The organism is Pseudoalteromonas arctica (genome assembly GCF_012927645.1).
Taxonomy (GTDB): domain Bacteria; phylum Pseudomonadota; class Gammaproteobacteria; order Enterobacterales; family Alteromonadaceae; genus Pseudoalteromonas; species Pseudoalteromonas arctica_A.
Genome location: NZ_JABBMT010000001.1, coordinates 18,534 through 36,786, shown reverse-complemented (window position 1 = coordinate 36,786; position 18,253 = coordinate 18,534). Strand labels below are relative to the sequence as shown.

Below are 18,253 nucleotides of genomic sequence, written 5' to 3'. Positions count from 1 at the left end.
GAACATGACAACGCAAGTAAACCGTGAAGAAATAATTGCTCAGCGTATTAAAGACTCAACGACTTCAGTCACAAAAACAGTGTTTCCTGGGCGCACTAATCATCACAATACCTTGTTTGGTGGTGATGCATTGGCATGGATGGACGAAGTTGCATTTATTGCTGCAACGCGCTTTTGCCGTAAACCACTGGTAACCATTTCATCAGATAGAGTTGATTTTAAAGAAGCTATTCCAGCAGGCACTTTCGCTGAATTGATCTCTAAAGTTGTGCATGTAGGCAATACAAGTTTAAGAGTAGACGTTGAAATATTATTAGAAACAATGCATAGGGATGATAAACATTCGGCAATTACTGGGAGTTTTACATTCGTTGCGGTCGATGATAACCACAGACCAACGGCAGTTGTATGCGATAAGATGATTTATGGTTTTTAAACCGAATTGTTAAGTTAAGAAAGCACTTTTATGGTGTTTTCTTTGTTATATCAAAAGAACACATCATACTATATTGCACTGTTATATATCTTTAGCATCTGCGTTAAAGCAATAATTGAGTAACCAAGTCAGAGGGGATCTATTCTCTACTTGGTCACTCACATTCAAGGTACTAAAGCACCATCGCGGCTATCCAGCCAAATATTAGTAATGGAATATTAAAGTGGATAAAAGTAGGCACAACTGAATCCCAGATATGATCATGCTGACCGTCAGCGTTTAAGCCGGAAGTTGGTCCTAAGGTTGAGTCGGAAGCAGGGGAGCCAGCATCGCCTAATGCACCAGCGGTTCCCACTAGAGCTGCGGTTGCCATTATTGAAAAGTTAAGCTCTAAGCACAGTGGCACAAACAAAGTTGCTATTATTGGTACTGTAGAAAATGAGCTACCAATACCCATGGTGATCATTAAACCAACTAATAAAATTAGTGCAGCTGCCAAAGGTTTGTTGCCATCAATAATCGATGCGGCGCTTTGTACTAAACTAGTCACATCGCCTGTTGCTTTCATTACAGAGGCAAACCCTTGAGCTGAGATCATGATAAATCCAATCATTGCCATCATCGCTACACCTTTACTAAATACATCGCTATTTTGCTCCCACTTAACTACGCCAAACAAACTAAAAATTATCACCCCAACTAAGCCACCTAAAATCATTGAGCCACTGACATTTTGTGCTGCTAAAGAGGCTAATACCGCTGTAATACCGACGAACAATACTTTTTTAGGTTGTTCTACAATCACATTAGTTGCTTGCTCTTGAACTTCATCATGCTGATAATCCCGGCGTTTTCTATAACTGATAAACACAGCTACAATTAACCCGACTAACATGCCGCAGGCAGGAATGATCATCGCCATAGGTACTTGGGTATTAATGATATCTAAGCCATTTTCCACTAAGTTTTTATGTAAAATCGAGTATAAATAAATTCCACCAAAGCCATAGGGTAAAACCATATATGAGGTTGCTAGACCAAACGTTAAAATACAGGCAATAGCACGTCGGTCTAACCTTAGTTTATTAAATATAACCAGTAGCGGGGGGATCAAAATTGGAATAAAAGCAATATGAACAGGGATTAGGTTTTGCGATGAAATTGCACACACTAAAATTATTAGTAAGATAAAATAGCTCAAATTCGTTTCGCTATTACTACTATTGTTATTTACTTTAGCGAGTAGCTTTGCAGCTAAAATGCGTGTTAAGCCTGATTTTGAAATCGCAACAGCAAATGCGCCTAGCATTGCATAGCTTAGAGCGATCTCAGCTCCGCCAGAGAGGCCTGCGTTAAATGCGTTTAGGGTATCGTTTAAGCTAAGTCCGGCGGTTAAACCGGCGACTAAAGCACTTAAAGTCATAGCAACAATCACATTAACGCGGGCTAAAGTAAGGCCGAGCATTAAAATAACGCCAATCACGACTGCATTCATAGAGTTCTCTTAGTTGTTGTTTTAATTAATTTTACCAGATCTTTACTGTGTTTTTTACGATAAGCACTAAATATTAGCTGGCGATAACGCACATCGGAGTATAATTGCGCAAATTGCATGATATATGTCCGCTTATTAGGCAGCTGTTGAGCTGCATATGCTAAAAATTGCAGCGGCGTTTGGTTTGACGGTACTGAAATACCTTGTTTATTACACCAATGCACAACAGTAAGGTAATCTTTTGCGAGTGAATGCGCAGGCGATTCTGGCTTTTTAGGCCAAGACAAATACACAAAATAACAAATAAAGGCTAAACATACGGTTGCTATCACTAGTAATGAAATTTGCCAAAGCTGTTTATTACCGAATAATTCTTTTAGCAGGGAAGATTGCTTTTGCTGGTCAAAACCTAGCACCCAGTTTGTCCATTGGTAATCAAGATTTTCAAGTTTAAGCCTTAACCAGTTAATACCAGCGATATTACTCAATCGTAATAAGCCAAAACTCAAGTTGCTTGTAAATTCATTATTAAGTTGTACGTGCTGTGATAGAGATCCGTTTAATCGTTCAGGTGAAACAACCGCAGTTGCATCAAAAATTTGCCAACCTTTATTTTTTATAAATACTTCAACCCATGCATGGGCATCATATTGATAGACGCTCATATAACTATTTTGTTGATTATACTCACCACCTAAGTACCCTGAAACTACGCGGGCAGGAATACCAACACTTCTAAACATAAATGCAGCTGTGCTGGCATAATGGCCACAAAAACCACGTTTATTAGCAAATAAGAACTGGTCAAGGGTGTTGTTACCGGTAATTGGATCCGGCGTTAAGGTATAGCTAAAGTTGTTATTGGCAAAGTAATCATACAGTACTGAATAAAAAGCCTGATCATCGTTATTATGTTGTTCATACAGATGTTTAGCTAAAGATTGCGACTGTAAATTAGTCTCTTTAGCTAAACTAAGTTGCACGTTTTGATAGTGTGCAGAGCGAGAAAGGTCAACCAAACTAAAAGCATAACTTTGGGCTGTATAACTGATACTATTAGCTAAAAAACGTTTTCGCAGTAGTAAGCCATTGCTAGTTGCTTTGAGATCTTGATCGGCTGAGTCGGCAAGCTGTAACCCATACAGCCAAGGTTTAGAGGCCGGCTCTGCAAAAATTTGATAACTATATAATGGTTCACCACGTTCAGCTGAGGTGGTTTGGTCAATTACTTGTTGGCTTTTTAAAATGTCCGATACTAACCAGCGTTTACCATCAAACTCATCATGTATGATTGCTCGCCAGTAATAGGGGGGTGATGGCTTGTGCTGCTCAAATTTAGCTCGAAATACTAACTCATCTGAATTAGACAGGTTGGCTATATCAAATGGATCGACACTTTCTGATAAACCCGTTTTAGCGAGTTTTGGCCCCGGCAATTGCCAAAATGCGGGAAGTTTCGGTAACAATAATAATAAAAATATCGCTAAAGGTAGCGCTAGCAACAAAAGTTTGCAGCTGTCTTTGGCTGCAATTTTTAAACTATGTTTAGATTCAATCAGCGCCAACAGCGCAAAATTTAAAATATATAGCATGCTAATTACTAGCGTAGCAAATAAGCTCTGAGAAAATAGATACACTGTTGAGAGACTAAAAAAACTTAACAAAATGATAGTTTGATAATGCTTTTTTGTATTGGCTTGCAGTAGTTTAAATAAGCTTGAGAGGAGCAGCATCGCAACAAATAAAGTCACCGTATCGCTAAAACCTACATCATAAAACAAAATCAATAGACTCAAACCAGCTAAAGTATTTGCTAATATGGCATTGGGTTTATTGCGTTTCAATAAGGTAACGACTAGATTCCAAATACACAAACTAGCTAATAATGTATTAAATAGAGGTGGTAACTCAGGAAAAATAAAACTCAGCACTAAAATATAAACAATAGCTAACGACAAATTGATCGCGGTTAAATTATCAGTGACTTTCATTTTCATCCTTTGCAAAACGGCTGAGTGCTTCTAAACACTGTTTACAATGCTCTTTTGTATCACTGATCGCGTATAGTCCGGCTTCTAATTGCAGGCCATAACTAACGCCTTGCGAGTAAGCCTGAGTTACTAAATAGCTTAATTGTTGTAGGCGAGATTCGGTATTTCCTTGTAACTGATTAAAATCAAAAACTACACTTTGGGCTGAATAATTTACAAACTCTTTTACCATTAATTGCTGAGTTTTTGCGTAATGTTTCCATGATATTCGTTTCATATTCATACCAGGTTGATGAATATTTAAACCATCAAATTCATCACTGCCATGGCTGTTTTTATGCAGGCCATCATCAGTGTTGTGGTTATTTTGCAAACTAGCGTCATGCAATGGTTTGAGTTGTTGCGGGTAGACAAATACCGTATGTGCTAATTGCATATAGCTCCATACCGATACTAATCCAAACGGATACTTGCTGATTATTTTTAATCGGCGCAAGGGGTATTCACCACGTTCTTTTAATCCTAAATCTAAATTAACTATTTGCTGTTGACTGGTTATTTCATCAACGGTTGTGAGGGTTTTATTTTCATAAATAAACTGCAATGATTGACATTTTCTTTCGGTTTTTAGTTGCAGCTCTAATAATGCAGAGCAGGGAGCATAGCTAGCTATATGATTTTTATAATCAACTTTTAATCCTTTAAGATTGCTATAACCCATAAGTAGCGAAAATATCATTACTACGAGCATTAAATAAGCCATCGCTAAAATCAAATTATTCTGATAATTAATGCCTAATATAAAATTAAGCATAGTAACCACTAAAAAGCTCACGCCCAATTTTGATGGCAAAACATACAGTGTGTTATGCGTTAAGGTAAGATGTTCGGTATTATGTTTATTTCTTAGTAATAGCTTGAAAACCTGAGCTTTAAACTGAAACCAAAAAGTAGGGCGATTTCCTGTTTTATTGTTCATACCTTAAAGTGGCACATCAACAGTATTTATTAATTGTTTGATCTGTTGTGAGCTAACATCATGCTGCAGACCTAAACGATGTTCGGTAACACTAGCAAAAATAGTTTGTACATCATCAGGGGTAACAAAGTCACGACCATCAATAAACGCCCATGCTTTCGCGGCTTTGCCAACTGCAATACTGGCCCGTGGAGATAACGCATTAGCAAATTGGCTGTTATTTCGGGTTGCTGATACAAGCGCCAAAATATAATCAACAACCGGTTCACTTAACATAACAGCAGTTACTTTATTTTGTATTTCAATTAATTGTTGTGTATCGATACGTACAGGTAAGTGGGTATAATCACGATTATGTTGGCCTAAAATGAGTTTACGTTCAGCTTCTTTAGGTGGAAAACCCAAACTAATACGCATAAAAAAACGGTCTAATTGAGATTCAGGTAAAGGATAAGTACCTGATTGATATAAAGGGTTTTGCGTGGCTATAACAAAAAATGGTGTTGGTAGGGCATGTTTATCACCATCCATAGTTACTTGGTTTTCTTCCATTGCTTCTAATAAAGCGCTTTGTGTTTTTGGGCCTGCACGGTTTATTTCGTCCGCTAAAACAACTTGACTGAAGATAGGCCCTTTATGAAAAGTAAATTTATGCTCATTGGCATTAAAAATACTTGAGCCCAGTATGTCTGAGGGTAATAAATCACTGGTAAATTGTACTCGTTGATACGACAAACCTAATACCGCAGCAAGTGCATGCGATAAAGTGGTTTTACCCATACCAGGCAAATCTTCAATTAATAAATGACCTTGGCTGAATAAGCAGGTTAACGCGAGTTTTATTTGTTGCTGTTTGCCAAAAATAACCTGAGATAAATCATCAATGATCGTTTGTACGGTCTGTTGCATAGTAACCTTGTAGGTTGAAATTAGATTAAATGAGCTCGAGGCGTTTCATGACCGTATCAACTTTTTTAGCATTAAATGGCTTTGCAATAAAACCTTTAGCACCAAGCTCCCAGGTATTTTGCACATTTTCAAGACTATTGTGGCCTGAGCACATAACAACATATGTATGTGGGTAATTGTCATTTAAGTATTCAAGAATTTCTGTACCATCGGTATCGGGCAGTTCAATATCGAGAAAGATAACATTCGGAGACTTTTCAACAATCAACGTTTTAGCCGATTCAAAATCTCTGCTTTCAAGAATATCTTCAAAACCTAATTCAGTTAAGATCTGATTTAAGTAGTCACGTATATCTTGAACATCATCAATTATTAGGATTGGTTCTAACGGGCGCACAAATTCCATATTGTTTACTTCTTGTGGTACAGCTTAAATTGTATTTTTAATACTATGCTAAGCGATAATGAAGCTCAAGAAAGATACTCGAATTAAACTGTATTATTGAAATAATACCACCACTAAGTCCAATACTAGACGGTATCGGACTTAGTGACGCCGTCGTGTATTTATATAGGTGCTCTCGCAAATATAGATAATAGCCCATAAATTACGGTACGTAATATTAAAGAAAAGGGCGAAAAGCCCTTTTTTATTAATTGGTTAGTGCTGCTGTCTATCTTGACAGTTTGGCATTAGTGGTACATAGGGTCGCAAGCTTCAACATACTTTAATTCATTTTCCTTGGTTCTATTATTTACATATAAATTAGTAAATAAATCACATACACCAAGTAGCTCTTGGAATTTTTCTTCACCATATTTATTTTTTAAACTTTCAATATAGGCGTCTCGAAGTTTATGTAGTTGCTCATCTTGCTCCTTTTTGTGTTTTTCCATAGCAACCTCAAAATTGTGTGAAAAAGTTTCCTCTTTAGCTATGTGTTCAACACTGTTTAAATTAGTTGGTTTAGTGCGTGATTTATTTGCAACAAACAAAGCCACCGATAATACAATGAATATGATTATAAAAATTTTTAAATTACTCATACTAACTCCCTGTACGCTCTGAGATTTCGCCAATTATATCTAAAAGCTGGCTTTGTAGGTCAGATAAATATACATCTTGTGTTTTATTTTGTTCCTTAAGTGTTTTGTACATATTTTCAGATTTCCTTGCTGACCATTTGTATCGGTGAACTAGTTGAACATCGGATGGTTTAACTTTGCCCCATGGTGTAGTCATAGTGTGGTCATGATATGAAATTCTGCAATCTGCCCATGGGCCAGTTGGAGGAAGATACCCCCGATACATAATTGATATTAATTTTTCGATTGGCTTAGATGCTTTATTTGCTTTCACATACCGCCTTACTTGACGTTCACTTACACCCAGTTCTTTAGCGCCTTTTGCATAATCAAAGCCGAACAATGATAAGAACTGCATTTTAAAATTTCCCATTGTGATTTACTCCTTTATTAAAATCACAATAGGAACTCAGCACAGGTGTAAATCTCGGATTATGCATTAACAGAAATTCCGTATTTGTTTATCAAGGGCGCAAGCGCGGTATCGAGTAACTAAGGGCAGGGGTTGCGCTTCGCTTGGTTACGACCGATAGAGTATGATGCTAAATTAATAACGGTGAGCGGTCTACATGGCTGCGCCATAAAAATGTCTCTGCATTTGATTGCATTCTTTATCCTGGCAAGCAACCGGCTTTCACTTTAATGATTGCAAATGGTGCTTTTTATCCTGGCTTAATAGTGGTGTTTTGATTGCAAAATCACAACTGAAGGTTTATCCTGGCTGTTCATTATGATTGCAAAGGATACTAAGATGGCTATTACATACCGCCCAAATGATGAAGTAACCAAGGAGCTTAATCGCTTAAAGGGCAGGCTAAATATTAATACTTCAACCAAGTTAATTGATTATTTGATACTCGAATATCAAAAAACACAAACTGAAATCAGCAATTTAAAAGCTGAGAACTATCGTTTAGTTAATTCACTAGACGATAAAATTGAGGCTATTAACGACTTTAAGCAAGCATTCGATAATCTGATTAAATAGCCTTTTTCATGCGGCCAGTTATGACACTGCGAGCCATAAAGGGAATGTGGTCAGGGTTATCGATTAAAAACTCTATCATTTGTTTTATCTCAATTTCTGAGTCATCAGGTATCCAAAGGGTTACTTTTTTTAACCCTTTGCCTTTTTGCTTTTGTTCGTACTTTTGATTTCTAGTCATAATGTCACCAGTGACGGTATCTTATTTGTAAATATTTAAACGCCAGCCTACGGTTTCAACAAGTTGAAAAGCGTAGGCTCTGGCGTTTAATTGGATGTATATAAATCATGGTATGATTCGTCGGGTACTTGATTAAAAATCTGTCCTCTTGGTCTATATCTAAAAACTGCGGCCAAATGGTCACCGCGATATGCTTCAATACCTAATAAGGTTTTCTTTAAGCGATAACCAAGCATTAATAATTCATCACGTGTAAATTTATCAAGTATTTGCTTATTTGAGTTTTCGACAACCAATAAAACGTCAACTATTCGGCCTTTATAAATTTCTTCGTAAGTAATGATAGAGTTGTTTTGCTGAATTAAATCCCTCAACCTTTCATATGGGTCTGTACTGGATTTTGGTTTTTGCTCAGCTGATTTTTGTGGCAAGTCGCCAGTTGAAATTAATTGGTTATTTTCGGGTTTTGCAACGGGCCCGTTGCTAGGTTCTTTAGCTTTTTCAGATTCCAACTTTGATTCACTGTCAAAGAAGCCATTTAGAAAATAAAGTGAAAAAGCCACAAGAAAAATAAATAAAGGTAAATAGAAAATAAACTGCTTGGACTTAAATACATTAACACGATCATCAGAATAAACATCTGTGTTGCCAGTTGTTTGTTGGTGACTAAGATAAGAACCAAAATATTTAGAGTCGTACTTTTCAACACCAGATTTTATTTTAGTAAAAACGACATCGCCTTTTACGCCGTTAATAGAACCTTGGTACATTTCCCATTTATATTTACTATCCATACCAACCATAGATAGTTTTAAAAATGAAATTTTGCGCTCTATTCTTCGTTTCCATGTGGTGTGACAATCTGCAAGAGCTTGCCCCATGCAGATTATATCCATACCTCTATGGCGATGCTCAGCAATGAATTGTGTCATTTCATCACTAAGCTTTTGCCTGCCACTGGGGAAGAAGTTTTGAAGCTCATCAATAACAAGTAAGCAATCATTTTCAACCAAGTCATAGACAGTATGCACCTGCTCTTCTGATATTTCAGTGTAAAGCGCTTTAAGTTCATCAACTGTTTTGCCTGTTAATTCACTTACTTTTTCAAAGTTAAAACCATTTAAACGGGCGTAAACTTTACGACCTTTGGTTAAGCTTGGAATTATATGCTTAACAAGTGCTTCGTAACTTTTACCAGAACCAGGCAAGCCTTCATGGAAAATTATCATATTGTTACCATTGGAATAATGTTAATACTTTGCGAGTTAAACGAAACGTATAACCCAACCCTATTAAAGCCAACGCATCACTAAAACCAGTTGCACCCAATAGATAACCAATATCTGATGGTATTCCAGAAGTAAGAGAGCTTATGCCACTTTGAATAAATTGTGGCGGGTCTATCATTGCAAAAACAAATCTAAAACCCTCCAATAGACGCTCGAATGTTTGTAATACTAACCACATAAAAGCATTCAAAATAAAAATAATTATTTCATAGCACCAATCTATGAAGGCTTGCCATTGTTGGGCTAGCCAGTCTATAAAATCATTCAATTGCAATCCTCCAAGCAAAAAAACCTGCAACTAGCATTAAAATAGCTCTTATATATGGGAGTATATTTTGAACAGCACTAGAGCAAAATTGGTCAATTTTTATATTTAAATTAGCATCCATTACGTTAACGGTTGTTTCCCAAACTGGGCAAGAGCCGCCAAAAGAAGTGACAAAAAAATTGTCTATTGCTGAAAACAAAGGTAAGCCACGCATAGCATCAATATGCTCTTCCATGACAGTACCAAAATTATTATTTTCCCAATCGAACTCAGCTATCTCGGTGTAGGCATCGGGTTTAGTTTCATAATCAATTAATGGTTTATCGCCATCGTATTCACTGAGTTTTTTTAATGACTCGGTGTGCTTTTCGAGTTCTGTTGTTTGCTTTTTCATTTCGGTTAATTGGGTATCTAGCGCGGAAATTATGCCATCTTCATCAACGCCATTTATTTCAGACATAGTGCCATCTTCACACGATATTTGAGCATCACCATTAGGCAATTGAACAGTTGTACATGAATCGCCATTTTCTAATTTTGCAGTTCCGCTTTCACATGCGATAGATGCACCATCTGGTGTATTTATAACAGAACAACCAACACCATCTTCACCATCAATACCATCTTTGCCGTTAACACCATCTTTACCATCAACACCAGCTAGACCATCAACACCGTCTTTGCCATCAGCACCGTCTTGACCATCAACACCATTTATGCCATCAACACCGTCTTTACCATCAGCGCCTTTTTCACCAGTTGCACCATCGGCGCCGTCTTGTCCATCAATACCGTCTTTACCATCAGCGCCTTTTTCACCAGTTGCACCATCAGCGCCGTCCTGTCCATCAATACCGTCTTTACCATCAGCGCCCTTTTCACCCGTTGCACCTTTTGCGCCAGCAACACCTTGAATACCTTTTTCGCCCTTATCTCCTTTTTCACCTTGATCACCTTTAAGTTGACCGGAATTTACCAAAGCCGTTAAATCCTCTTGCTTCAAAAAGCTAGCTTCAATAGCTGCGATTCGCTGATTATCTAAAGCGCTGGCTTGAGCAAGGCCTGTTACAGTATTCCAGTTGATAGCAATTGAAGATTCTGGGCAATCAACCTGATAAATTCCTGAGGAGTTACTGACATTGCAAAACTTATCTTCACCTTGTGATTCTGGTTGCTTTACTTCCATGCCGTTTTCATCGCATGCGTTGCCCGTAAATGTTGAACCACCAACAGGAGACCAAACGGTGTGTGTTTCATTGGATACAACATCAATCCAAATGGTGCTAGTTACTTCGCATTTAGCTGTGCCAGAATCAACACACTTAGGCATTTTACCGCCAGCAGTCGAAGAATTTGGTAACGTAATAGAATTTAATGCGGGGTCATTCCCTATTTGACTTTGACATTCTTCATCATCAGTAATTAAAGGTTTGCCACACATGAAAGCATCTGGGTTTTCGGGGGTAGGTTTGGGAACTGTTAATTTATGAAGCGGGTATGCAGCAGGAGGGCAAGCAAGTACTTTTTCATCTTCTACGAAAGAACCGAAAGAAGTAAACCATAAATCATGTGACCAATGGGTTCTAAACTCAACAAAAATAGTATAACGGTCGTTACCTGTTGGCTCGGATTTTACTGCGCCAACATTACCAGCATTTCTTGATTTTAAATCGGATTGTATATAAGTCTTGCAATCCGAAAGGGATAAGTCTGACTTATTTGGACCGTTTGTATAACCGCAAGAACCAAACGGTTCTAAGTCAGGATTCTTTAAATCTGTCATATCAACTTGTGCCATTACTACAGACGAAAAAACAGTAAACAGCATTAGGAAGAACCAAAGCTTAATGAAACCGAAGGTTGATTTTATTGGGTGACGTAGAACATATTTAAAACCACGCCAAAGCCAAGATATAAATTTACGCACCTTCAAAACCACGAATGACCGCAGCGGCGCAAGCAATTCCAAGAACGGCATAATAAATTCCCCAAATCATAATAATTCTCCATTAAAAAAGCCCCGCAACTTTGTAAGAATACAGGGCTTAGATTGCGTTTAGGTCAGTTGTTAAGTTACTAGCGGAACCAGCCAATAACTTGATTGTAACCCCAGCGAGCAACACCCGGTGCTAACTTAATAGCGGCGCAAGCAGTAATACCAGCGACAACAGTTGTTGAATCAATAGCTGCTGTAATTGTTGAAAAATCCATAATGAATTCCTTGTAAGTTAAAGTTTAATTATCATGTTCTGGTTTAAACCAGTTGATTATTGTGCCGTATGCCCATGAGGTCATATAGCAGATTATGACTAACGAAAAACCACTGACAAAAAGCGCCTGTGCTACTTCGATAGAAATTTCACTCGGGTCAAAAAGTGATGACGCAAGTAGAAACTGTTGGTACTCGGTAGGCTCTAACATGACGAAGCCTGTACAGTCCTGAATCGATTGTGCAGTTGGTTTTAATTCTCCGTATTCGAGCTGTACGCAAGTAGCCATAAATTACTTAACCTTGCTTTCTTGAGGTAAACTGTGCAGACGGAAACCTTTCCAGTCCATTTGACGTGCCACATTAGCACCTTCGTAATATTCAATATTGAGTAAAACAGGCTTTAAGCCCCAACCATTCGGGTCTGACTGCAAATGCTCTAACTGCTGATAAGTACCATCGTTATATTGGTCAGCGGATACCTTGACAGATAGAATCTGAGCAGGGTTTTTAGTATGTAGCTTGAACTCGCCAGTTGTAGGCAGGGGAGCGCCTTTATCATCTGTGCGGTTGACTTTTACTAGGTCTGTAATAGCGCCTTCAATATTCATAATTTCTCCAATTGGGTTTAGTTTTATTAATAGTTACAGTTAATGACACAAGTCCAAGCTCACGACTTCGTCGCTCGTAATGTTGCCAGCCAAAGCTTCATAGTCCATGAATAGACACATGTTTTGATAATCCTCAAGAACGCACGCTTCAAGGAACTGCATATCTTCATCACTAGGTGCGAATAAACGACCATCATCATGCCAGCCTTGTATCTGCTCAGAGACACCGCACATGATTTTACGTTGAGCTTTAATATCTTTTTCAGTGAGTATCTGGGTAGTACCGCGCCGAGTAATAACAACAACAGCATCCCATGCAACGCCCAAAATTCTGTTAGCTGGTTGGTCGCCGTATTTGGTAGCAAAGTAGGGCGATTTTGTTTCGCTGCGGCTAATTTCCCCCGTGATACGGTCAACAATATCGGGTAGCTGGTAGTGGATGCGTAAGGTTTGGTCTTTGCGTTTTACTTGTACGCCCCCCATTGCAAGGCAAAACGCTTTCCAATCTGATGAATCAGCGGCTTGGCGTACCTTCTCAAGTGCGTATTTTGAAACTGTATCTAGTGTTGTATTCATTGCGTTTGCAACCTCACATTTGCCAGTATCACCTTGGCCTAATCGTCTAAGTTCACGCCAAAGAGTGACCGAAGGGCCACCAATTTGCTGAAAACGTCTAATATCAAAAGTGCTCGCCCAAGTAGATGCACGTTCTGCGGCATCCGCTGGAAGTATTTTCATTTCACCCGCCTGCGAGCAAATAACTTTATCTATGCTGTCACCAGTCACCGCTTTAGTGATGTATTTAGCAATGTAACCAGCAGCAGAACCTTTACTTTTATTAATCGTAATGGCCTTAAAACGGGTGGTGCTTGTTCTAAATTCAGTGGGTGTATCTTCCGTACACAGCTTTTTCATGATTGCGCGAACTTGTATTGCATCGCCTTTTTCCATAAATAAAAGCATGTGCCAGTGTGGGCAACCGTCATGATGTGGTTCAACAACGCGAAAACCATAAGGGCGTAAATTTTGTTTAGAGAATAGGGCGCGGGCACGTTTCCAAATACCGTTAAAATATTCCTGTGCATCTTGAGGTGTTGACCCATCATATTTATTGTTAGGTCTACCAGTATGGTGAACTGCATGAAAACGACTAGGCGCAGATAAAGTATAGAATTCGCCACGGTGGCCGTGCATTTCTGCTAATTCTTCAAAACCACGAATACGTACCATTAATTCAGCAGCTTGTTGTTTACCGGATGTATGAGAACGCTCAATAATTGATTGCAGTGTTTCGAACTCATCAAACGGGTTTGCATCGTTTGGAACAACAAATAAATCAGACATTATTTCGGCTGATTTACGCTTACGTTCTCGGCGGTTCTGGATGGTTGGTTGTGATACATAAGCACTCGCTTTTTTATGTACGAGTCTTAAATCCCGCGCTAATTGTTCAATAGTAAACGCTTGGATTTTACGTAATTTACGACGCCAGAAAATAGGGTCGGCAAAGCGATTTAAAATACCTGTTAAAGAGTCAGCTGCAAAGTGTGTGCAATAAGGTGTAACTAATTCAGGCTCTTGAATATCAAAGGAATTTAAGTATTTAACCAGGATGTTAAATACAGATAAAGTGTGGCCGTTTTTACTTATTTTAAGCTCGCAATAGCGTGCTTTTTGCTCAGCAATTTCGCATAATTCATCGTCTGAACAAGATAAATTTATATGACCGTGTTTAAAATTTCCAAGGGTTAAAGCGGTATCAGCAGATTTTAAACGCTTGTTTGCTTCAGCTAAATTGTTGAATTTTTCAGCCAAAAAGTAACCGGTGCTAAGCATATGAGCAAGGTTTGAATGACGCTCAAAAATACGATTTCGCCATGATTCAAAGTCAAAAAAACGTTCTTTCATTGGCTTAGAAAGGTTCTCGAAAACGTCTTTTGCAGTGTTCGCAGGGTGCAAATTTGCAGTTAAATTCATTGCAGTATTTAACGGGAAAACTTGAGAATATTGGGCGTTAGATAATGAGTTCATTTTGAAACCTCATCATCATTTGATGAAGATGAATAGGTATCTTGGGTTAATTGGTTGATAGTAACCAAAGCCATTAAGATCATAAAAGAATAAGAAGTTAGCCAAAGAACCATAGTTACAGGCTCAGAAATTGAGATAGAAAAATTATCCAAAAGGTACATTGATAACGTGGAATCCAATTCTTGGATTATTTCTAAAGTCATATCCTTAATCCTATAAAGGTGACAAACTGTCATTCTTGAATGTTTTGGAGTCTAGCTTTCACGCTTGACAGTTGTCAACTTTTTATTTATCAAGATTGACAGTTATAATTAACTTAGCGAGGAGAAATGCTATGAACTTTAGTTACGAACTAATTGAAAAATATAAAAATTTCATGGGTTACAGTCAGGATAAACAAGTCATTTCTGATTTTGAAGAATTTAACTCTGGTAATATGTCCCAAATTAAAAAGGGAACACGTCATCTAACAGCGAATCAGTGTATTTTTATGGCGAATACCATTGGTATGGATCAAAAAGAAGCATTGTTGAAACTTGCTATCGAAAAATCAAAATCGAAGGAAGAAGGTCAAATCTGGTCTGATATTGTAAAAAAGATTAGTGCAGCATGTGTAGCGCTAACACTAGTTGCAGGACTAGCAAACGCTCCAACTGAGGACGCATTTGCGTAATAGCGATATCCCATAAATTACGTTATGTTAAATTGGTAAGTTTAATAAGAAACAACCTAGCTCTAAAACCTTTGGTACGATACTTTTAAATGCCTATGATAAATTATTAACATAAGCATTATTAATTACACATACCATATTGATACCAATTATTTAGGCGAGAGCCCTACAATTGTTGAGTTAAGCGAATTAATTAAACAAGTTAAAATGTTTAATGCAGCGCAGCAGTAAACGGAATGTTTTTACATATTTCAGCTTCAGCGATAAGAATTTCTTCTAATCGTGTATCAACCTCATTTTTATCAAAATATTCATAAGCTAATTCTACAAATAGGTTTTTGTGTTTTTCTTCAGATTTGGCAATTGCGACATAAAAATCTTTTTCTTTGCCGATTGGTAACGCTTTTGCAACTAAAGAGAAACGCTCGTGTCCCCTCGCCTCTATTACGGCACCGACCAATAATCTATCCATTAAAAATTCGTCGCGGCCATTTCTAAAAATCGCTCTAATTTTTTTTACGTAGGGATCTTTTTGGTCATTGCCCAAGTTAACATCGCGATCAAGAAGCAGTTTAAGTACCTGCTTAAAATGGATCATTTCTTCGAGTGCCAAATCGGTCATTGCTTTTACAAGCTTGCGGCGATCGGGATAATGCGACAACATTGACATCGCCATGCCTGATGCTTTTTTCTCCGCGGCAGCATGATCCTGTAAAAAGGTATCAAAGTTTGCCATCACAGCTTCGGTCCATGCAAATGGAGTATGATATTTTAATTCGAACATAAATATTTTACCTAAAAACTAATGGCGAGATTTTAACGCAATTGCACTACAAAATCTTGTGATAGCAATTATTTTATAATGGTCAACACGCCCTAGTACTCATCAAAGCTTTGGGTATAGGTATTTATCGATTTTCCCATTTGCTGTTGAAGCTATTTTTAGTGGATGTTTTATTGCATTCCAAGCAGTTACTTTGCCGCCAATATTCATTTTTTCAAACTTTGTTAGTTCAGTTTGTAATAGTAAAAAATCACAAAGCTGATTAAAACTATTTGGATCCGCGATATCTATTGATAAAAAGTCAGCTGTTCGCTTAGCAAAATAGTTATGCGCCGCACTTTTGTGCTGCTCATAGCATTGTTGCAAATAGGTATCACTGCGTAACTCGTCAATAGAAAAAGTGCCAAAGGTGTGCAGATAACAACGCTTAATATGAGGGTTAAACCCCCCATCCACTCGCATTAAGTTGGTGCGCATTCTCAGTAATAATTGGCGAATTGAAGGTAGCCATTTTTCTGCTTCTCGCTCTAAATAGATAAATTTAGCATTTGAATAAAGTAAATCTAAATATTCGTAATCATTAAAAATTGGGGTGTCAGCGATCACTTGCGCTTGGTTAAAACATTGCTGGGTATAGGCTGTATGGGCACAACTAAAACCAAGTTGTAAAAATGCATGACATACGCTCGTTGTGCCCGTACGAGGTAGGCCAATTATAAATATTTTCTCTGACATTTAATAAAGACATGTAAGTAATAAGATAAATGCACTTAATACTATATTATTGGTTGTACTATACAACTATTGTTATTTAGACTAGACGTTCGTTTATCAAATATTAACAATATTGTAGCCAAAAAACTCAGTGCGAACCGTATATGTACTAATAATTAGACCTACAACAAGGTTTGTTGTTAAGCTTACAATACAAACTAACTGTTTGATACCGCAACTAAGTCACCTTAGGATTTATATATGTTTACTCCGCGAAAAATTGCCGATAATTACCGTGAATTAGTCAGTAGTATTGGTTTCTATCCATCGTTATTATCAGTGGTCTTTTTATTATTTGCAGTGCTTGTTACAACAATAGAGTATACGTCGTTTGTTATGGAACTTAAATCGCTGCTTGAGGTGCTTTTGGTTGATAGCGAAGAAAATGCACGAACAATTCTAAGTACAATAACGGGCAGTATTATTTCGCTTACTGTATTTAGTTTTTCTATGGTTATGGTGGTACTTAATAGTGCTAGTGCAAGTCTATCACCAAGAGTATTGCCGGGGCTTATAACGCGTAAATCACATCAACTTGTTTTGGGTTTTTATCTCGGCAGTATTATTTTTTCAATCGTTATGCTGATCAACATCCGTACTATGGCTGATGGTGAAATAGGAATTCCTTCATTGGGTATACTTTTTTCACTTGTTTTTGGCCTGATATCATTAGGCTTTTTTGTATTTTTTATCCATTCAATTTCAAGAGCTATTCAAGTCGATAACGTACTAAACGACTTATATAAGAACACTAAAAATGAATTGAAATCGATTATTACCATGCAAAAAGATAGCCCTATTGATGTATTTCCTGACTTTGACGATTGGTCTAGTATATCAAGTAAAACAGAAGGTTACTTTAAAGGCGTCAATAGCGATAAATTATGCGCCCTTTGCCAACAACACGATATAAAAATTTATGTTGCAGTTAAGCAAGGTTTTTTTACTGTTGAAGGCTACCCATTTTTAAAATGCAACTATGATTTATCTGATAACGAGGAGCTCTTAGAAAAGTTACTTAATTGCTTTATTTTTTATATTGAAGAATATGTAAGTGACCATTATCGGTTTGGAATGACACAAATTTCAGAGATTGCAGTGAAGGCGATGAGTCCGGGTATTAACGATCCAGGTACTGCGGTAAAGGCAATTGATATGCTCAGTATTTTACTCATTGATCGATTAAACATTTATAACGTTAATTATTCTTTTAAATATAGTGATAATAAACAGCCACTGTTATATTTTCATGAAACATCATTTGATGAATTATTGCATGATAACTTCACGCCAATTCGCAACTATGCAAAAAATGATGGTTATGTGATGAATAATATACTCGAAGCATTCAAAAACATTTTGTTTAGAACCCATCAGAACAGTGGAGCAGAGCAGAGTCTATTTACTTATTTAGATGCTATTATCGATGATATAAATGAGAATATTAGTAACCAATATGATCGCGGCCAAATAATTAATATGCTTAATGCTATTGCGAGGATCTCCCCTGAAATGGGAGAGCAATTGGTGGCGAAATTTTGCCACCAATGAG

22 protein-coding genes are annotated in these 18,253 nt (G+C 37.5%); 4 read left to right on the top strand and 18 right to left on the bottom strand.

Annotated elements, in window-relative coordinates:
- The first annotated feature begins 4 nt into the window (after positions 1–4).
- Positions 5–436 carry an acyl-CoA thioesterase gene (locus HHO47_RS00195; protein ID WP_169017750.1) on the top strand — a complete coding sequence of 144 codons (432 nt, stop codon included), beginning with the start codon at positions 5–7 and terminating at the stop codon, positions 434–436.
- A 172-nt stretch (positions 437–608) separates the two neighbouring features.
- Here the strand turns inward: HHO47_RS00195 and HHO47_RS00190 are convergent, their stop codons facing one another.
- The 7 genes from HHO47_RS00190 to HHO47_RS00160 all read right to left on the bottom strand — a co-directional run bounded on the left by HHO47_RS00190 (position 609) and on the right by HHO47_RS00160 (position 7,269).
- Complete coding sequence (locus HHO47_RS00190; RefSeq protein WP_169017748.1) at positions 609–1,931, bottom strand: Na+/H+ antiporter family protein; 1,323 nt, start codon at positions 1,929–1,931, stop codon at positions 609–611.
- Entirely contained in the window at positions 1,928–3,922 is a 1,995-nt protein-coding gene (locus HHO47_RS00185; protein ID WP_169017746.1) for a transglutaminase TgpA family protein, read from the bottom strand. The genes HHO47_RS00190 and HHO47_RS00185 overlap by 4 nt, the downstream gene beginning before the upstream one ends.
- A complete protein-coding gene (locus tag HHO47_RS00180; RefSeq protein WP_169017744.1) occupies positions 3,909–4,736 on the bottom strand; it encodes a DUF58 domain-containing protein in 828 nt (275 codons plus the stop codon). The genes HHO47_RS00185 and HHO47_RS00180 overlap by 14 nt, the downstream gene beginning before the upstream one ends.
- 168 nt (positions 4,737–4,904) lie before the next feature.
- A complete protein-coding gene (locus HHO47_RS00175; protein ID WP_169017742.1) occupies positions 4,905–5,810 on the bottom strand; it encodes an AAA family ATPase in 906 nt (301 codons plus the stop codon).
- 25 nt (positions 5,811–5,835) lie between these two features.
- Positions 5,836–6,216, bottom strand: a complete 381-nt coding sequence (locus HHO47_RS00170) for a response regulator (protein ID WP_169017740.1) — start codon at positions 6,214–6,216, stop codon at positions 5,836–5,838.
- Between the two features lie 287 nt (positions 6,217–6,503).
- The gene (locus HHO47_RS00165) at positions 6,504–6,857 is read right to left on the bottom strand and encodes a hypothetical protein (protein WP_169017738.1); all 354 of its coding nucleotides are present in this window, start codon (positions 6,855–6,857) and stop codon (positions 6,504–6,506) included.
- Position 6,858: 1 nt separating this feature from the next.
- Positions 6,859–7,269, bottom strand: coding sequence for a hypothetical protein (locus tag HHO47_RS00160; protein WP_169017736.1), 411 nt, complete (start codon positions 7,267–7,269; stop codon positions 6,859–6,861).
- Between the two features lie 378 nt (positions 7,270–7,647).
- Between HHO47_RS00160 and HHO47_RS00155 the strand changes: the two genes are divergently transcribed.
- Entirely contained in the window at positions 7,648–7,884 is a 237-nt protein-coding gene (locus tag HHO47_RS00155; protein WP_169017734.1) for a hypothetical protein, read from the top strand.
- Here HHO47_RS00155 and HHO47_RS00150 read toward each other — a convergent pair.
- From HHO47_RS00150 to HHO47_RS00115, 9 genes are all read right to left on the bottom strand, one after another.
- The gene (locus HHO47_RS00150; RefSeq protein WP_169017733.1) at positions 7,877–8,062 is read right to left on the bottom strand and encodes a hypothetical protein; all 186 of its coding nucleotides are present in this window, start codon (positions 8,060–8,062) and stop codon (positions 7,877–7,879) included. The genes HHO47_RS00155 and HHO47_RS00150 overlap by 8 nt on opposite strands.
- A gap of 86 nt (positions 8,063–8,148) precedes the next feature.
- Positions 8,149–9,291 (bottom strand): zonular occludens toxin domain-containing protein, encoded by a 1,143-nt coding sequence (locus HHO47_RS00145; protein WP_169017731.1) that lies wholly within the window; start codon positions 9,289–9,291, stop codon positions 8,149–8,151.
- 4 nt (positions 9,292–9,295) lie between these two features.
- Positions 9,296–9,619 (bottom strand): hypothetical protein, encoded by a 324-nt coding sequence (locus HHO47_RS00140; RefSeq protein WP_169017729.1) that lies wholly within the window; start codon positions 9,617–9,619, stop codon positions 9,296–9,298.
- Positions 9,612–11,447, bottom strand: a complete 1,836-nt coding sequence (locus tag HHO47_RS00135; RefSeq protein ID WP_169017727.1) for a hypothetical protein — start codon at positions 11,445–11,447, stop codon at positions 9,612–9,614. Before HHO47_RS00135 ends, HHO47_RS00140 begins: the two co-directional genes overlap by 8 nt.
- Positions 11,448–11,695: 248 nt before the next feature.
- Complete coding sequence (locus HHO47_RS19520; RefSeq protein WP_282435187.1) at positions 11,696–11,830, bottom strand: hypothetical protein; 135 nt, start codon at positions 11,828–11,830, stop codon at positions 11,696–11,698.
- Between the two features lie 24 nt (positions 11,831–11,854).
- Positions 11,855–12,118, bottom strand: coding sequence for a hypothetical protein (locus tag HHO47_RS00130; protein WP_169017726.1), 264 nt, complete (start codon positions 12,116–12,118; stop codon positions 11,855–11,857).
- Positions 12,119–12,121: 3 nt separating this feature from the next.
- The gene (locus tag HHO47_RS00125) at positions 12,122–12,439 is read right to left on the bottom strand and encodes a hypothetical protein (protein WP_211183551.1); all 318 of its coding nucleotides are present in this window, start codon (positions 12,437–12,439) and stop codon (positions 12,122–12,124) included.
- A gap of 39 nt (positions 12,440–12,478) precedes the next feature.
- Positions 12,479–14,470, bottom strand: a complete 1,992-nt coding sequence (locus tag HHO47_RS00120) for a replication endonuclease (RefSeq protein ID WP_169017725.1) — start codon at positions 14,468–14,470, stop codon at positions 12,479–12,481.
- The gene (locus HHO47_RS00115; protein ID WP_169017724.1) at positions 14,467–14,673 is read right to left on the bottom strand and encodes a hypothetical protein; all 207 of its coding nucleotides are present in this window, start codon (positions 14,671–14,673) and stop codon (positions 14,467–14,469) included. Before HHO47_RS00115 ends, HHO47_RS00120 begins: the two co-directional genes overlap by 4 nt.
- Before the next feature lie 131 nt (positions 14,674–14,804).
- On the opposite strand from HHO47_RS00115, the gene HHO47_RS00110 reads away from it, so the two are divergent.
- On the top strand, positions 14,805–15,143 hold the full coding sequence (locus HHO47_RS00110; protein ID WP_169017723.1) for a DUF3693 domain-containing protein: 339 nt from the start codon (positions 14,805–14,807) through the stop codon (positions 15,141–15,143).
- Positions 15,144–15,354: 211 nt separating this feature from the next.
- Here HHO47_RS00110 and HHO47_RS00105 read toward each other — a convergent pair whose 3' ends face one another.
- Both HHO47_RS00105 and HHO47_RS00100 read right to left on the bottom strand, forming a co-directional pair.
- A complete protein-coding gene (locus tag HHO47_RS00105; RefSeq protein WP_169017722.1) occupies positions 15,355–15,927 on the bottom strand; it encodes a tRNA-(ms[2]io[6]A)-hydroxylase in 573 nt (190 codons plus the stop codon).
- Between the two features lie 102 nt (positions 15,928–16,029).
- Positions 16,030–16,662 (bottom strand): sulfotransferase, encoded by a 633-nt coding sequence (locus HHO47_RS00100; RefSeq protein ID WP_169017721.1) that lies wholly within the window; start codon positions 16,660–16,662, stop codon positions 16,030–16,032.
- Between the two features lie 240 nt (positions 16,663–16,902).
- On the opposite strand from HHO47_RS00100, the gene HHO47_RS00095 reads away from it, so the two are divergent.
- On the top strand, positions 16,903–18,252 hold the full coding sequence (locus HHO47_RS00095) for a DUF2254 domain-containing protein (RefSeq protein WP_169017720.1): 1,350 nt from the start codon (positions 16,903–16,905) through the stop codon (positions 18,250–18,252).
- Position 18,253: the final 1 nt, after the last annotated feature.

What these genes read in the sequence shown, in the direction of transcription:
- HHO47_RS00145 (WP_169017731.1), bottom strand. Translation starts at nt 9,291, where the DNA reads ATGATAATTTTCCATGAAGGCTTGCCTGGTTCTGGTAAAAGTTACGAA.
- HHO47_RS19520 (WP_282435187.1), bottom strand. Translation starts at nt 11,830, where the DNA reads ATGGATTTTTCAACAATTACAGCAGCTATTGATTCAACAACTGTTGTC.
- HHO47_RS00115 (WP_169017724.1), bottom strand. Translation starts at nt 14,673, where the DNA reads ATGACTTTAGAAATAATCCAAGAATTGGATTCCACGTTATCAATGTAC.
- HHO47_RS00125 (WP_211183551.1), bottom strand. Translation starts at nt 12,439, where the DNA reads ATGAATATTGAAGGCGCTATTACAGACCTAGTAAAAGTCAACCGCACA.
- HHO47_RS00165 (WP_169017738.1), bottom strand. Translation starts at nt 6,857, where the DNA reads ATGAGTAATTTAAAAATTTTTATAATCATATTCATTGTATTATCGGTG.
- HHO47_RS00185 (WP_169017746.1), bottom strand. Translation starts at nt 3,922, where the DNA reads ATGAAAGTCACTGATAATTTAACCGCGATCAATTTGTCGTTAGCTATT.
- HHO47_RS00100 (WP_169017721.1), bottom strand. Translation starts at nt 16,662, where the DNA reads ATGTCAGAGAAAATATTTATAATTGGCCTACCTCGTACGGGCACAACG.
- HHO47_RS00195 (WP_169017750.1), top strand. Translation starts at nt 5, where the DNA reads ATGACAACGCAAGTAAACCGTGAAGAAATAATTGCTCAGCGTATTAAA.
- HHO47_RS00105 (WP_169017722.1), bottom strand. Translation starts at nt 15,927, where the DNA reads ATGTTCGAATTAAAATATCATACTCCATTTGCATGGACCGAAGCTGTG.
- HHO47_RS00155 (WP_169017734.1), top strand. Translation starts at nt 7,648, where the DNA reads ATGGCTATTACATACCGCCCAAATGATGAAGTAACCAAGGAGCTTAAT.
- HHO47_RS00135 (WP_169017727.1), bottom strand. Translation starts at nt 11,447, where the DNA reads ATGCTGTTTACTGTTTTTTCGTCTGTAGTAATGGCACAAGTTGATATG.
- HHO47_RS00120 (WP_169017725.1), bottom strand. Translation starts at nt 14,470, where the DNA reads ATGAACTCATTATCTAACGCCCAATATTCTCAAGTTTTCCCGTTAAAT.
- HHO47_RS00180 (WP_169017744.1), bottom strand. Translation starts at nt 4,736, where the DNA reads ATGCTTAATTTTATATTAGGCATTAATTATCAGAATAATTTGATTTTA.
- HHO47_RS00150 (WP_169017733.1), bottom strand. Translation starts at nt 8,062, where the DNA reads ATGACTAGAAATCAAAAGTACGAACAAAAGCAAAAAGGCAAAGGGTTA.
- HHO47_RS00175 (WP_169017742.1), bottom strand. Translation starts at nt 5,810, where the DNA reads ATGCAACAGACCGTACAAACGATCATTGATGATTTATCTCAGGTTATT.
- HHO47_RS00170 (WP_169017740.1), bottom strand. Translation starts at nt 6,216, where the DNA reads ATGGAATTTGTGCGCCCGTTAGAACCAATCCTAATAATTGATGATGTT.
- HHO47_RS00160 (WP_169017736.1), bottom strand. Translation starts at nt 7,269, where the DNA reads ATGGGAAATTTTAAAATGCAGTTCTTATCATTGTTCGGCTTTGATTAT.
- HHO47_RS00130 (WP_169017726.1), bottom strand. Translation starts at nt 12,118, where the DNA reads ATGGCTACTTGCGTACAGCTCGAATACGGAGAATTAAAACCAACTGCA.
- HHO47_RS00190 (WP_169017748.1), bottom strand. Translation starts at nt 1,931, where the DNA reads ATGAATGCAGTCGTGATTGGCGTTATTTTAATGCTCGGCCTTACTTTA.
- HHO47_RS00110 (WP_169017723.1), top strand. Translation starts at nt 14,805, where the DNA reads ATGAACTTTAGTTACGAACTAATTGAAAAATATAAAAATTTCATGGGT.
- HHO47_RS00095 (WP_169017720.1), top strand. Translation starts at nt 16,903, where the DNA reads ATGTTTACTCCGCGAAAAATTGCCGATAATTACCGTGAATTAGTCAGT.